Source organism: Pedobacter heparinus (assembly GCF_032678725.1).
Classification (GTDB): Bacteria; Bacteroidota; Bacteroidia; order Sphingobacteriales; family Sphingobacteriaceae; genus Pedobacter; species Pedobacter heparinus_A.
The window spans coordinates 444084-459368 of record NZ_JAVTSC010000004.1 but is presented as its reverse complement, the minus strand read 5'-3'; the positions used below and the strand labels follow the sequence as shown (position 1 = coordinate 459368).

16 protein-coding genes are annotated in these 15285 nt (G+C 37.1%); 9 read left to right on the top strand and 7 right to left on the bottom strand.

Going from position 1 to position 15285, the window contains the following annotated elements:
- Nucleotides 1-781: type IX secretion system membrane protein PorP/SprF (locus tag R2Q85_RS09260; RefSeq protein WP_316811484.1), on the top strand; the 781-nt coding region annotated here is incomplete at its 5' end.
- 431 nt (nt 782-1212) lie between these two features.
- Here R2Q85_RS09260 and R2Q85_RS09255 read toward each other — a convergent pair.
- A complete protein-coding gene (locus R2Q85_RS09255; protein WP_316811483.1) occupies nt 1213-1710 on the bottom strand; it encodes a DUF6169 family protein in 498 nt (165 codons plus the stop codon).
- Nucleotides 1694-1855 carry a hypothetical protein gene (locus R2Q85_RS09250; RefSeq protein ID WP_316811482.1) on the bottom strand — a complete coding sequence of 54 codons (162 nt, stop codon included), beginning with the start codon at nt 1853-1855 and terminating at the stop codon, nt 1694-1696. The genes R2Q85_RS09255 and R2Q85_RS09250 overlap by 17 nt, the downstream gene beginning before the upstream one ends.
- Before the next feature lie 158 nt (nt 1856-2013).
- Between R2Q85_RS09250 and R2Q85_RS09245 the strand changes: the two genes are divergently transcribed.
- Nucleotides 2014-2232: a hypothetical protein gene (locus tag R2Q85_RS09245; RefSeq protein WP_316811481.1), complete on the top strand. Its 219-nt coding sequence runs from the start codon at nt 2014-2016 to the stop codon at nt 2230-2232.
- Between the two features lie 204 nt (nt 2233-2436).
- Nucleotides 2437-3105, top strand: a complete 669-nt coding sequence (locus tag R2Q85_RS09240; RefSeq protein WP_316811480.1) for a hypothetical protein — start codon at nt 2437-2439, stop codon at nt 3103-3105.
- A gap of 375 nt (nt 3106-3480) precedes the next feature.
- Here R2Q85_RS09240 and R2Q85_RS09235 read toward each other — a convergent pair whose 3' ends face one another.
- Nucleotides 3481-4257: a CPBP family intramembrane glutamic endopeptidase gene (locus R2Q85_RS09235; protein ID WP_316811479.1), complete on the bottom strand. Its 777-nt coding sequence runs from the start codon at nt 4255-4257 to the stop codon at nt 3481-3483.
- Nucleotides 4258-4411: 154 nt separating this feature from the next.
- Here R2Q85_RS09235 and R2Q85_RS09230 point away from each other — a divergent pair, with 154 nt between their 5' ends.
- From R2Q85_RS09230 to R2Q85_RS09210, 5 genes are all read left to right on the top strand, one after another.
- Complete coding sequence (locus R2Q85_RS09230) at nt 4412-4720, top strand: hypothetical protein (protein ID WP_316811478.1); 309 nt, start codon at nt 4412-4414, stop codon at nt 4718-4720.
- 332 nt (nt 4721-5052) lie between these two features.
- Nucleotides 5053-5898 carry a hypothetical protein gene (locus tag R2Q85_RS09225; protein ID WP_316811477.1) on the top strand — a complete coding sequence of 282 codons (846 nt, stop codon included), beginning with the start codon at nt 5053-5055 and terminating at the stop codon, nt 5896-5898.
- Between the two features lie 92 nt (nt 5899-5990).
- The gene (locus tag R2Q85_RS09220; protein WP_316811476.1) at nt 5991-6455 is read left to right on the top strand and encodes a hypothetical protein; all 465 of its coding nucleotides are present in this window, start codon (nt 5991-5993) and stop codon (nt 6453-6455) included.
- A 141-nt stretch (nt 6456-6596) separates the two neighbouring features.
- Nucleotides 6597-7793: a hypothetical protein gene (locus tag R2Q85_RS09215; RefSeq protein ID WP_316811475.1), complete on the top strand. Its 1197-nt coding sequence runs from the start codon at nt 6597-6599 to the stop codon at nt 7791-7793.
- Nucleotides 7793-9934: a hypothetical protein gene (locus R2Q85_RS09210; protein ID WP_316811474.1), complete on the top strand. Its 2142-nt coding sequence runs from the start codon at nt 7793-7795 to the stop codon at nt 9932-9934. Before R2Q85_RS09215 ends, R2Q85_RS09210 begins: the two co-directional genes overlap by 1 nt.
- Nucleotides 9935-10331: 397 nt before the next feature.
- On the opposite strand, the gene R2Q85_RS09205 is transcribed toward R2Q85_RS09210, so the two are convergent.
- Nucleotides 10332-10901 (bottom strand): TMEM175 family protein, encoded by a 570-nt coding sequence (locus tag R2Q85_RS09205; RefSeq protein ID WP_316811473.1) that lies wholly within the window; start codon nt 10899-10901, stop codon nt 10332-10334.
- A gap of 73 nt (nt 10902-10974) precedes the next feature.
- Nucleotides 10975-11166, bottom strand: coding sequence for a hypothetical protein (locus tag R2Q85_RS09200; protein ID WP_316811472.1), 192 nt, complete (start codon nt 11164-11166; stop codon nt 10975-10977).
- A gap of 208 nt (nt 11167-11374) precedes the next feature.
- On the opposite strand from R2Q85_RS09200, the gene R2Q85_RS09195 reads away from it, so the two are divergent.
- Nucleotides 11375-12280, top strand: a complete 906-nt coding sequence (locus R2Q85_RS09195; protein WP_316811471.1) for a TlpA disulfide reductase family protein — start codon at nt 11375-11377, stop codon at nt 12278-12280.
- A 235-nt stretch (nt 12281-12515) separates the two neighbouring features.
- Here the strand turns inward: R2Q85_RS09195 and R2Q85_RS09190 are convergent, their stop codons facing one another.
- A complete protein-coding gene (locus tag R2Q85_RS09190) occupies nt 12516-13160 on the bottom strand; it encodes a response regulator transcription factor (RefSeq protein ID WP_316811470.1) in 645 nt (214 codons plus the stop codon).
- Nucleotides 13150-15144, bottom strand: a complete 1995-nt coding sequence (locus R2Q85_RS09185; protein WP_316811469.1) for a sensor histidine kinase — start codon at nt 15142-15144, stop codon at nt 13150-13152. Before R2Q85_RS09185 ends, R2Q85_RS09190 begins: the two co-directional genes overlap by 11 nt.
- Nucleotides 15145-15285 lie beyond the last annotated feature (141 nt).

Genomic DNA, 15285 nt, shown 5'->3' with positions numbered 1-15285 from the left:
TCTGATCAACCCGGCTTTTGCGGGAGCAGGACAAGGTTTAAAACTGAACGGTGCTTACCGCAAGCTCTGGAGCAATGTACCAGGCTCACCCTTAACCCAGAACCTTACAGCCGATTATGGCTTTAACAAAGTTGGATTGGGGCTTACCGTAAACAATGAAAGCGCAGGGTTACAACGGCAAACAAGGGTAGTGGGCAGTTATGCCTACCATTTGAAATTGAACGAGTCCGGTCATCAATTACACTTCGGAGTATCGCTGGGTTTTATGAGCCAGCGTTTAGAAAATGCAGACATTTATGGCAACCCGAACGATCCGACAGTAGGGCAGTACAATGACCGTAAAACTTACCTGGATGGGGATTTCGGGGTCGCTTATACTTCAGATAAACTGAGTGTTCAGGCCTCCATACCAAATTTAAAAAGTGTACTGAAAAAAGATGTGATCAAACTGGCTGATGTGGCTACTTTCTACACGGCGGCAAGTTATAAGTTTAACATCAGCGAAGGTGCCGAAGGGATGGATGTAGAGCCTAAAGTGGCTTACAGAGGTGTGAAAGGTTTTGACAACATCTGGGATGCAGGTGCACAGTTTGGTATTGCCAATAAGCAGGTGTTTTTGCTGGCCATGTACCATAGCACTGAAAACGGGACTTTTGGTTTGGGTATGGATTTTAAAAAGAAATACCTGATCAGCGGAACCTACACCACCCAGACTTCGGCATTGAGCAGTTATACCAACGGAAGTTTTGAACTGAACCTGAGATTGAATTTGAGTAAATAATTGATCACTCAATGATGTTCACGTAAGATTTTAATGCTTTCGCGTAATAAAATTGAGTGCTTACCACAGTTTAGATATGTTTGCCACGGAGTTTGCCCAATTCCATTGACAAAAATGAAGTTTGGTTGTGTCCCACTTAGGTGGGGCACTTTTTAACGTATATAGCATACAATCAAGTAGGATCCTGAGAAGATTATGCTGTTCTGGAAATTCTATAACGATTTCTTCGCCATTTTGAACTATCCTTCTTTTGTTATTGATGGTCAATTTGTTGTCTTGAATTTTAAAAATGGCCGATGGGGATCAATCAATTTGGTTTTTCCAAAAGTGAGCTTTGGTGGTTTAAAGCAGTTTTATCAGTGTTTATACGAGGTAATATAAAGCTGGATTACGGCTTTGATGAACTACAGCGATGATAGCACGCCTAATAATTAACCATATTTTTGATTGGCCAGGTCATCTATAAAATAAGAGACAGCATTAACAAGATGTATTCTTAATGGATTTGACTTTAATATTAACATACCCCCATAGAATTTTTCATTGTTGAATACAGAAATTCTTTTCAGGTGTTCAATATCCTCAATCATTTCCTCGCTGCACCATTTGCTAAACATAATACTACGATGTCTGGAATATTCATCATCCGGGTAACAGAAATATACCAGTGCATTATGGTCATATTTATTGAAAAATTCTTTAACAATATGAACTATAGTTCTTTTAATTTTCTCATCATACTCGTGATGAAATTTCTTACTGTCAAATTTACCGCTTCTATCAAAACCAAAACTATATATTATATGACTATTGCCGTCTTTGTCAAAAATTTGGTAAGAAGTGAAAAATGCTGTGTATTGAATGCCAGAGTCTGTCGTAAAAAAATATATGCCGTTTCCTTTATCTATTAGATTATAGTGGAGAGACAAAGTTAATGTCTTTTAATTTAGACAAATCTTTTCCATTGCGAATGGCTTCAGCAATGCGCTTCTTATCCTCAATCATTTTGATAAAAGGGTTAACACGGAATTTATTTCCTCCCTTATTTGCAATATTTGATGATGCATGTGACATTATACAAAAATACCAATTATTTCCAACAATAACCACACCATCAAAATTGAAGATTATTTCTTAGCCAACTTAGCCCCAAATAATTCGATCATTATAATCCGTGGAAAAACCAATCAAATTGGTTTTCCAGGTATTCCATTACGACCAAAAAGAAGAGCTTGCAGCAAATTGGTACGGGCAATGCGGTAGCATTGCTTTCTGAGCTAGAATACAGCGAAACCGGGCAGCGGCTGCATAAACAGCTGCATGGCAATTTGCAGGACATCAGCTACAGTGATACCGGTAAAACCTATATCATCCATATCGAGTGGCAATCAGAAGATGATGCCGCTATGGATAACAGAATGCTCGGCTACCGGGCCACGCGTTTAGAGTAGGTTTCAGTTCTACCTAGCCAATCGCCGACCCATCCCATTCAAAATTATACAATCGATTAATCCAAATCTTTAGGACATAAAGCCTTTTGGCTGATACATAACGCAGGAATTCCAATACGAACGGCTAATATTGCTCCGGAATATCCACTTACATCAGTAAAAACAACAGAATCATTTGTATATTTATTTTTATCGGACTAGACATTGACAAAAGCTATAACCCCTGTGAAATACCTATTTATCATCTTGTTAATATTCTCAGCGGCGAATTGTGTTCCGCAAACTACACCATCATATAACCAAAAGGCAATTGATCTCAATAATAAAGCAGTCAAGGAAATCATGAAACCTGGTATTTATCAAGAGAAGCTTCGGAAAGCAAATGAAATTCTTGACAGCGCAATAAAGATAGATCCAAAATATCCTGTAGCTTACCAAAATAAAATTTCCAACCTGATCAGCTTGAAAGACTATAAATCCGGTATAAAAGTGGCTGATTTGCTGTTGGAGATTCAGCCATTAGATGCTACTAGAATTAAAAGGGCAGTTATGATCGAAAAGACTGGAGATAGAAATCAGGCGTTGCAAATTTACAAGCAAGTTTATAAACGTTTCTTAAGTACTTTTAATAAAAGCCCTACTGGCATTTCACTTACTGATTTGTCGTATATCACGTTTCTAATTGAAGGGAAGGAAAAGGCCTTCCAAAAGTTAAAGGCGGGAAAGAAACGGCTCTCGAAAGATGATCAAAATATAAAAATGGTTGATGATTTAGAACGGAAATTGCCAACGCTTACAATAGATAAAATATTAGGTGTAAATCCGGATATTCATGTTCCTCTACATATAAAGAAAAAACGTCCAATAAGCTAAGCGCCCTGAAAGGTTTATCACAGCCAGAGAAGTTAAATCTTCGGGCTTTAATGGATACCTTCTCACTTTTCGATGGATATATCAGTGCCAATACTAAGCTTTGATTTTACCAGACCATTGCTCCAGGGTAAGTTTTTTTGCATTTTTGACAGGATGTTCTTAGGAGTTTTTAGCGTAACTATTCATTCATCTTCAATTCCTTTTAAAAAATTGTTTTTTAATGGAAATAAAGTAAATAGCAGTAAATAATTACCAAAGGTGTTTCATTTTTTATAAAATTCTCCTTTATTCTTCTGGCTATCTGTATAGTTGTAGCTGGTATTAAGTTATATCCTTTGACCATAAAGGATGTAGCATTTAGTTTGGTTTTATACCTTATTTCATTGGCTTTGCTATAATTAACTTGAGTGCCTGGGCTTCTTTCAAAATAAGTCCTATGCATACTGTTAACATTAGCACAGAAGAAATGATTACTCCGATAACTATTGGGTCGGTTATCACATCTGAATAATTTTGGAAGTTCTTAACGAGTAATAACCGGATTGTTATGCTTGTCAAGTTTGACAAAAAATGGAGCAGTATCACCAGACCCAGGCTATTTGTTTTGTAGAAAATCCAACCGCCAAATAAACCAAAGAAAATCGCACCTATTATTTGAGATTGGTTAAAGTGCAATAGTGAAAATAATAATGCTGATAAAAAAACAGATACTTTCGGCGAGTATCTTGTTAGGAGGCCTTTTAATATGATTTCCCTAAAAATGAGCTCTTCGCAAATGGGTGCTAATAGTAAAGCTCCTATTGTGATTTCAATTGACATCATTTTAATTTCGGCAGGCATTTTAAGATAGGAGGTTATTGGTGTTTCAAAACCTAGTTTAAAAAAGATAACCGTTAGTATGGGCAGTATTATACTTGGAAGATGGTTAATGCCAATATTTGGCTTTACATCCACCTTATACTTTTTGTTCACAATCCAGGCAACAAATAAAATTGACAAACACCAAAACAGAAAGATTCCGGTATTCTTGAGGTCTTGTGAAACGTTGGGACGGTAAAACTCGAAAATAAAAACTATAGGTAAGCTCAATATCACACTTGACAATAGGAGTATAAGTATTTGAGGTATTGAGTTTGGAAATCTTCCGGTCATAAAATGATAGAGTTATTATTGTTTTGCTGAAGTTAAGTTAAAGCTAATTGCCCTAATCTCTACATTTATATTCTGCTATTTTTCACTTGCAGTAACTGGATTAAAGCGCCCTCTACACCTGTTACAAAAAAGGTTGTTATCGTTCGTAGCTATAATGAATTGCTTCAGCTTCCTGATCGATGGCCTGGCCAGGGTGATTATAGGTCTTTTTTTATTCTCTATTTCCACCGAAGCCGGGGCTTTGAAAAATATTGTCACAGGTAATATTGATGACAGGATAAATGAATCCAAAGTTTTTGCATATAGCATAGACCGGAATAGTTATTTAACCATTATGAAAAGATATAACATTCCTAAATCGCATGCAGATTACCAAGATATGCTGCCAGAGTTAAATGCATATGCAGAAGCAAAAACTTACTGCCGGTTAAATGAAAAACCAATTACGTTTAATAAAGTTTGAGCCTTTGGACGATTTTGAGGACGATTCATCCTACAGTGTACAATGGACATCGATAATTAAGAAATAGTTCTAGAATAGTCTAATCGTGAGGCTATATTACATTGATTACTATAGTCATTCCATTTTTCAGAATTATTTTATTTGTAATATTCATTAAGATAATAACTAGCTTGTTTCAATATTAGTTTCCTCCCTTGATCAGGTAGCCAAATACATCACTGCCCAAATTTAATATCGTAGATCCCCTTATATTCGACGAAATGAGTTGGGACTTCGTTACCATTTTACTATCGTGATATAGATATTGGCCCCATTAGATCAAACCAAAACAAATGGGGCAACAGCAAAACCAAATAACAGCAGAGGATACAGCAAATTACTTAAAAGGGCAATCTAAACTTATTGACAAAATCGTTAAAGAAAACATGGATAAGGTACTACCCATGGTTGTCGAAAAGATACTCGGAATCCAAATCGTATGCAGAGAAGACCTGCCAGAGAGCTTACAGCATACCAAAGAAACCGTACCCGATCAGCTGAGTAAAATAACAGATGCTACCGGTAAAACCTATATCATCCATATTGAGTGGCAATCCGAAGATGATGCTACTATGGATAACAGAATGCTCGGCTACCGGGCAATGCTGCGGCGCAAATATCAACTTCCGGTACAGCAGTATGTCATCTTTCTGGCCAAGCCAAAATCAACCATGCCCTATGTTATTGATGAAGAACATTTAAAATTCCAGTATCATTTAATTGCCTTACAGCAATATAGCCATAAGATCTTTTTAAATTCACCGGAACCAGAACAAAAACTGATGGCAATATTTGCTAACTTTGAAGAAGAAGCCCCGGTTGATGTGATTAAGAGAATACTGCATGGGGTAGGCGAGCAAGGCAATGGCGAGCTGAACAAAAGTAGATACAGAGAACAGTTAAGAGGACTGATCCAATTACGTAAACTGGGTAAAGAATTTAAAATAGCTATGGGAACAATTACAAAATTTAAAGTTGAAAAAGATCCTTTTTATCAGGATGGAGTTAAAAAAGGCGAAGCTATTGGCCGCCACGAAGAAGCCTTAGAAATTGCCAAAAACTTTAAAAACCTTGGCGTAGCTATCGAAGACATTGCCAAAGGCATTGGTCTAGCTATTGAAGAAATAGAAGCACTGTAGCAAACCCTACCATAAAATATTCTCTAAACAAAACATGCTTTGGGCGCAGCCCAAAGCATGTTTTTGTAGGTAAATGTAAATAAAATTACCAAATGAATAAAACCTCAACCGCAATCTTAAAAACAGGTATCATAGTCGGTAGCCTCGACATTCTCCTTGCATTTGCCAATGCGTGGTTCGGTTCCGGTATTTCACCTACTCGGGTTTTGCAGTTTATTGCAAGTGGAGTAATGGGCGAAAAAGCGTTTCAGTATTCTTACGGCATTACTCTGCTTGGTTTGGCAATACATTTTTTCATCGCCATTTTCTGGACGGCTTTGTTCTTCATAATTTACAACCGTTTTAAAAGAATTGTGCGAACACCGCTTTTACAAAGTGTTTTTTACGGGCTTTTCGTTTGGTTTGTAATGAACGTATTGGTTTTGCCACTTAGCAATGTGCCAAAATCCAACTTTCAATGGCTTGAAGCAATCAAGAGTGTCGTAATACTGATTATCGCTATCGGGTTGCCTTTGGTATATTTTGCCCGACAATATTATTCAGGAAAAATTGTATAACATAAATTGTTTCTTTTGGTCACGATACGAATATAGAAATAAGCATTACATGGCTTCTTTAGGTTATCTAAACCCATCTACTACCTAGGCTTGTGTAACCTGTTTTAGTATGTAGTTATCAACAACTTAGGCGTTTAAATTATGAAAAAAACAATTTTAGAATTAAATGGCAAAATCAGTCTATTTAAAACACTCATTTCTGGCTTGGTGTCTTCTACCATTGAGTTTAAAGTCAGCGTATTGCTTTTAGCAATCTTTATTTCGGGAGCATCCGCGTGTAAGCAAGATTCTGAACCGGAACGAACAGCCAGCTTATCAGAAAAGTCATCAGGTACATCTGCAGCTACAACTCTAGCCCAGACCCTGCCAGGGGGCAAAGCCAGGTATACCTGGGTGAATGGAAATTTTGACCTTAATGGTTATACATGGGAGCGTATTGTTAACTTGACTTTTACTGCTTCAAGTGGTACAGTTGGAGCGACACTATGGACTTGGAGAAGTGATGTCAAATCTGATAAAGCAATTTTCAATTCACACTTTTGTACTTTTGATGGCATTTCTAAAACATGTGAGGTTTATACCCCTGGCGGTTGGGTATATCCTGCCGGCCAATATGTGTCCTGGTCGGGTACTTATACCTACAACAGTACCACCGGCCGTCTGGATATAACCTGGACAACCGGTACTTCAGCAACAGAAAGCTGGCAGATCACCAATCCTACAACTTCGATAGCCAGGGCTGCATTAATCACGTCCAGTTACACGCTAACACATGGGCGTGGCTATGGGAGCAATGCTTCATGGAGTACCTATAAAACCATAGCTCAGATGATCCCATTTCCTACATTTTCAGGTACAACCAGCAGAAGGGTTTTTGGAGATTATATTCAAGGCCGCACACCAGCCATAACAGTAAGTGGTTGGGGCGCCAGCTCTCTTGATCTTTCATCGTTTTCAACGCCGTCATCACCTTCTCCTGCCAATACTATGCATGCGAAGCTGCCTAATGTTAATGGCTGCCAAAGTGGATGCTCCACTTCAAGAACAGGTATAGTTTATCATCTGGCGAGTAATAATAATGGAAGGCAAATGGCATATAATAACTTTTGTGCTTGTCTGCCAAAAAATAATGATTACAGTGTAAATCCGCCAATTACCTATCCTGATGGTACAGAATTTCCCCGATATCCGCGAAATCTGCATCCTCTTGCCCTTACACAGATTATAGATGATAATAATAATCTGGTGGCGCTTATAGGCGTAGAAGCACAAAATCCAGCTGTATACGGATTTCCTAACTATCAATTTCAGTTAGTGGACTTTAATAATATACCGTAATGAAAGTACGTGTAATATTATTGCTTCTTATCGCCTCCGTTTTGTTTTTATATAATGAATCCAGGGGACAAGTTAAAAATACCAGTCTCATAATTTGTTCAGACGGTCAAAATGATATTGTAACGGTGTTGAAGGCAAACAACTATAAATTCCAGATATTTTCAGACCAAATGGAAGCAGTTAAAGCTGCTAAAAAAGGTGGTGGTATATTATTTATTGCCAATAACTATCCAAACACACGACTTTCCTATAATAAGGGAGTGCAGCAACTGATCACGAAGAAGGGATTGAAGGTTTTTATAGAATATCCGGCAGTTTCGACCGGTTTATCTGTAGATAGAGACACCATGCATACCCAACTGGAACGCGCTGTAATAAATACCAGCAAAATTGGCGATGTAGATTCTCTTGACCTTATTGGAATTCATAATGTATCTGTAATACGATCTAATGCTAAAAAGCCGCTTATTATTGTAGCCAAAGTTGCTGGGTTTGAAAAAGCCCAGTATGGGATAAGTGATGTTGAGCATGATCCACTTCTTTTTCACCAAGAGAACAATCTGGTCGCAACCACTCGTCTAAGCAATTTCCTTACATCGAGGTTTGGCCCAGAGGATCATGTAAAACCAGTATGGAAATATATTTTAAATTATTTGGACCCTACGGTGAACTGGCAATTCGTTAATTGGCCCTTAAAGGTTAAACCTATGCATCCAAAGGAAGGAATACTATCTAAAAAGGATTATCAGACTGCAATTAACAATGGAATTGATTGGTTTTACAAAGGTCGTTTCCTGATTCATCCATCGTGGGAAGATCAGTTTCTGAAATATGCTGGTTTAGGCGCCCCTCCCATACACCAAAAAATGCCATCTGGAGATGGTTCTTTAGGTATAATGGAAGGTCATCTTTCGCAGATTCAAATGGACGGGTCGCAAAAGTATCGATACTGGATTCGTGCAGACTGTAATGCAGAAACGGCATATGCTTTAAGTACCATAAGTGATACTTCGGCCAAGCAACAAGAAGTCTCCACAAATCTACTCGATTATTTGTTTAAAACTTCAAACCTTAGAGGAGGTAATAAAAATGATCCACAATCGGCTTCATATGGATTAGTTGGATGGAGCACTAATGGACCATACCCAGAAGTTTATTATGGAGATGATAATGCAAGAGTAATATTAGGAGCCCTTGGCGCCTCGGCTCGACTAGATAAAAGCAATTGGGATCGGTATATCGCAGAAAATATCATAGCTAATTTCAGAACCACGGGTAAAAATGGATTCCGAATTGGAAAGCTGTTCGATGCAGGTATTATTAAAAACGGACTATCTGCTATTCAGGAAAATCCTTTAATCAATATTCATCCTCATTATGAGTCATGGTTATGGGCAACATATTTATGGCTATACGATAAAACAAGATATGCCCCGCTTTTGGAAAAAGCAAAAAAAGCAATAACCATTACTATGGAAGCGTATCCGAATTGGAAATGGACAAATGGTATTCAACAAGAAAGAGCTCGGATGATATTACCTTTAGCATGGTTGATCAGAGTAGACGATACGCCGAAACATAGGCAATGGTTAGACCTAATCGTGAATAAACTGCTCGACAATATGGATGAAAGTGGTGCGATCAGAGAAGAATTGGGTTCCTCTGCCAAAGGGAGTTATGGTGCAACCAAAAGTAATGCAGATTATGGGAAGCATGAAGCACCTTTAATAGCAGTAAATGGCGATCCTGTAGCAGATATGCTGTATACTACTAATTTTGGATTTTTTGCACTTAATGAAGCAGCAGCAGCTACAGGAAATTTAAAATATAAGGAGGCTGTAGATAAGATGGCTGATTTTTTAGTTAGAATACAGGTACGAAGCTTTGAGCAACCAAGTTTACACGGTGCATGGTTTAGGGCATTCGACTATAAGCGATGGGAATACTGGGCATCTAATGCCGATCAAGGTTGGGGTGCCTGGGGTACACTAACCGGATGGACTCAAAGTTGGATTGTAACCACCCTTGCTATGCAACAAGAGCATGAAAATCTTTGGGATCTGTCGAAAGAATCAAAAATAAAAGATGAAGCCCAGAAGGCAATTAAGCTGATGCTCCAACGACGATGTAAATTAAAATGATGAAAACTAATTAGATCCGCTATGCTTTAAACAGAACAACCATTTGTCTTCATCTGTTTTTAGCTCTTTTTCGGTATAACGCTCGCTATCAAACCAGTGTTGAACTCGGGTAATTTACGGCTATCAGTTGAATACATCATGCGGTATTCCAGATTGTATTTGTGTATTTACACCTATGTTATTATATTCACAACTTATGCCTCGTTGTCTCCGGAAGTTAAAGATGGCGTTTTTACGTGGTATAGAGAAAATGGCGAATAATGGTATGAAACTGTTTTTGAAAACGGTATGGTGAAAAGTAAAAAGAATTTCGATGCAGATCCGGACGATAAAAAAGCTACCCCTGAAAATTTCGTGATCGAAAAGGACGGAAGTATTACAGGAGACGTTTAGGACGTCAATTCTTTTCTATCCTGTTGTCAGGAACAAACCACACACAAGCCACTATTATGTAGCAGACAATGCCAATCCAGGTATTTATAAATGAAAGTGAAATACCAATGATGCAAAAAACCACTGATATTTTTCCTTTAAAATCATTCCCTATCGATTTAGCGATGGCAGAATCACGACCTTCTACTTTTATTAAAGCAAGTACCAAACAATAGTAAGCAACACCTGCCATCATGAGTACAAATCCATATGATGCTATTGGGATCACTTCTTTGTAGTGCTCACCAACCCAGCTTGTAGTGAAGGGGATCAGCGAAAGCCAGAATAGTAAATGAAGGTTACACCAGAGCACTTTTCCATTTACATGTTTTACCGCATGTAACAAATGATGGTGGTTATTCCAGTAGATGCCGACATAGATAAAACTGAGTACATAGCTTAAGAAAACCGGGATTAAGGGTTGGAGCGCCTGTAAGGTAAAACCATTGTGCGGTACTTTAAGCTCCAATACCATTATCGTAATTATAATGGCCAGCACGCCATCGCTAAACGCTTCCATCCGGGTTGTTGTCATGGTAAAGGTTTTTATGAAGAATAAAAATAGAGCTTCGTGCTGATATTATCAATAGTTGCTTATATAGCGCAAATTACCTTATCCTTTGCCATCCCGAACTCCTTAGCTGAACCGCATTTAAATCTTTACCTGTAAAAACTTCATGGAGTTCCGAAATATCGATAGATTCATCTCCAGGAATTACCGTAACTCCATTAATATGAAAATCTTCTTTTCTCTTAGAGGTTGCATTTTCAGAAACAGAAAAGCCCAAATATTTCCCCAAGTCCTTCCGGTCATAAAATGATAGAGTTATTATTGTTTTGCTGAAGTTAAGTTAAAACTAATACAATAACTTATTGCATTTTTCGATACATTGGAACAAACTGCGTTGCTGTTGAAAACATACCGGCTTCTTACTGCCTGACCTAGTTTTTGCCAAAAAAACTAACAACCCCACTTATGCTAGCGGGGTTGTTTAACAAATTATCAATATGAAGAAACTATTAACGCTATTACTTGTAATCATAAGTTATGTCTCAGCATCAGGCCAGTATAAGTTTACCCTTGATTTCAAGATCAAAACATTCAATAATGCAAAAATTTATTTAAACGTTTACAATAGCCAGAGCTTTGTTCCAATCAAAAGAGATTCCTTTATCGTTGTTAATGGTCGGCAGACCATTAAAGGAGAGCTGAAACAGCCTAGCAATTTCGCAGATTTCTTTGTTTCGTATCAGGGAAAAGGAATAGGAACTCGGTTTGTGTTGGATTCCGGTGAAAATAAGGTAAGCCTGGACACACCTGTATTAGTAACTAAAACATTAACACTACTTTCTAACGCACGTGGTCATCTTGTTGTGGATGAATTAGACAATTTATTCTTAGAAATGGCCGCCCAATATAAAGAACCCACCCGGGTTAATGGTTATCTAAAAATACCCCCAAAACTTCATGAGCAGATCAAGGAAGCTCAGTTAAAACGGTTACTATCTTATCCAAATGACTATGGCAGCCTGCTTTACCTTTACCGTATAAGCCGAATAGATGCTGAATCTAAAACAGCAATGGACATTCTGGTAACGCTGGAAACTTTTAGTGAAGAGCTTCGAAATTCTACTTTAGGGAAGCAACTATATGAAAAAGAGACCGATCTTATCAATAACAAAAAGGCTGCCGGTGCAGGCAATAAAGTTCCAATATTTAAAATTAACGACCTGAACAACAATACATTCACCAACAGTTCCCTGATAGGCCAGCCCTATATCATTGTCTTTTCAGCTACCTGGTGCGGCCCATGCCAGGAACAACTGCCAATGTTGAAACAATTATATGAAACCTATAAGCAAAAAGGGTTAAAAGTTATCTATTTCAACGATGATGACAATGTAATCCGATGAAAAGAGCATGTATCAAAAAATAAACTTACCTGGATAAATGTATCAGAAAGGCTGAAGCCCGCAAAAAGCAAAATTCCGAGATCTTTTGGTGTGTACTCTATACCTACATGCCTTGTAGTCAATAAAAAAGGGGCAATTATTTACAATTCAGATCAATCAGACCCAGGTTTAAATCATATTGAAAATTTCATTAAAAAAGCCATTAATAACTAATAGTAATGCTTTGAATTGGTTGTCAAATCACTACTTGCTCTTTTACCAGTTTCAGCAATTCTATTGCGTTTTTTGCACCAAATTTTTGGAAAAGGTTGTGCCTGTGGGTTTCTACCGTCGAGAGGCTTAAAAACAAAATCTCGGCAATATCCATCGATGTTTTTCCACTATCAATAAGTGCCAATATTTCTTTTTCACGTTTAGTTATTTTGGGCGGCTTTTTAAATTGGTTTAAAGCAGGTTTTTCAATAATTTCTTTTACGGCTTGGGTAAAGGCCAATTTACCCTTTAAAACATTGATAATACATTTTTTTATCTCATCAACCGGCGAGTTTTTTAACATGTAGCCCGAGGCACCGTTTTGCATTATACTCACAATTATCGAGCGTTCGGCGTGGTTGCTAAGTGCAATTACGTAAGTTTTAGGGTTTTGAGATTTTATTTGTAAACATAAATCTATACCATTTACATCGGGCAAGGAAATATCGAGCAATACAATATCCACGTTGTGGCTTGCCAAAAAAGGCAAGCAAGGCAGGCCATGGTTAAAAGTTGCCAAAACATCTACACATGGATGATCCATTAGTAACGATTTAATACCTTCTGTTACAATAGGATGGTCATCAACCATAATAATATTTACTGACTTTTTTCCTTCAGTCGACATCGAGCTCGATATTTATAGTAGTACCTTCTCCTTTTACCGATGAAATATCGATAATACCATTCAAATAATCAACTCTGTTTTTAATACTACCTAGGCCTAAACCATTGTTAAATTTGGCTTCATCAACATCAAAACCTTTGCCATTATCTTCGGCGGTAATATAAAACCGGTTTATATTTTGGCTACATTGCAGTACAATTTCGGTGGCATTGGCGTGTTTTAGCCCATTTGCAAGTATCTCTTGTACAATGCGGTAAATAATGGTTTGCTTAGCAAAAGGTATATTTGGACTTACGTTAAGGGCCTCGAATTCAATGGTAAGGTTTGGGTGCATTGTGTTTTCACAAAGCTCATTTATAGCCGTTTCTAAACCAAATTTGGTTAGGGTTTGTGGCATCATATTGCGGGCAATGTTACGTAGCTCGCTTACCGAACCATCTAACTGTCCAATTATTTTTTGGAGTTCAAAATTGTTGTGTTCCATTTCTTTACTATTTGCCAAACTTGATAAGTTTATTTTTACGCCGGCCAACATCCCACCCAAACCATCGTGTAAATCTTGCGCCAGGCGGTTACGTTCTGCCTCGCTTCCTTTTAGCAAAGCTTGCGATACCTCTATTTGTTTTTGTTGTTCGGATTCTATGATTTTTTGTCTCAACAATTCTTCACTTTGCACCGACAGTTTTTTCTTGTTTTTAAAATTGAAAAATATGGCGATGGCAAAAACGGCCAATATTACACAGATACTCACTAATAGCCACATCAGCAATCGCTGATTTTTGTTTTTAAGTACGCTTTCTTGTTTTTCGGATTCTAATTTTGTTATTTTTTGCTGGTTTTGGACATTTCTAAATTTTATTTCCAATTCATTGATATGCTTATTATCATCTAATATTTTTATGCTATCGGTTACTGTGGTATACTTTTCTAACCAATTATAGGCTTCTGGTATATTCCCCATTAGTTTATAAGTTTTATTAAACTCTAAATAAACAGATTGTTTGCTGCGAGGCGACTCAATGTAGCCCGAATCTTTTACAACATCCTTTAAAACAGCTATGGCACTTTCGTATTTTTTTTCTTTTAAGTATAAATTGTACTTAAGTAATTTAAACGTGCCTAGTCTATTATAATTTCTAATCTGACCAGCAAGGGCTATTCCCTTTTCAATCTCATTTAATGCCAGTTTATATTGTTTTAAACCTTGCATATAATAGGTCGACGTCACTTCATAATAGGCAAAAAGTTCTAAAGATTTCGGAAAAAGGGTTTCAATGTCAGCTACCTTTTCTAACAAAACTTTAACCTTGCTATATTTATCGAGCATACAATATATTCGAGCCTCGTCCAAGTACGATGTGTACAAAATATTTGATTTTGGGTTAGTTTTTTTTAATAAATTTGATGCTTTTTGGTAATAAATTAAAGCTTTATCATATTGTCGCAAATTGTTAAAGGTTTTCGCTACCATAACGTAAGATCTGCTCAACAATCCATCATCATTTATTTTTAATGCCGTAGGTATCGCATTATTCAACAACAATTTTACAACTTCCTCATCGTTATTTTGCTTATACAGATTTATGCTATAGTTAAAAATTGTTTTTCCTTTGAGCGTATTGGCATCTTTAGTATTTATCTTATCAAAAAGTTTAATGGCCGTTATATAAAATTGATTACCCTTAACCAAATCTACCGTTTCGTACATTCTGCCTTCGTAAAAAAAAGACGAAGCCCAAAGAAAAGCATCTTTTTTACTGAGTTCTCTGCCTGCCATTAAATACATTTTTGCCTTCTCAAAGTCTACATCTGTAAAATATCTGCACAGCAAAAAGTTATTTCTCGCTTTGGCAGTATCGCTTTTAGCAAACTTTAGTGCTTTTTGCAAACTATCAAGATGAATTTTGTTTATCTGCGGTGCTTGCGCCCATGTTCTACTAAAAGCCAACAATAATAAAATTAAAATAGCTGATTTAATTTTCATACACAATAATACCTTTTAGCAAGAAACTATTACAGAGATGACCCAAAATATACAGGTAAACCGCTAGAAAAAAATACAAGTTTACCTCTATTGATTGCAAAAGCGGTATGCGCTTACTTTGAAGTAGTAATTAATATTAAA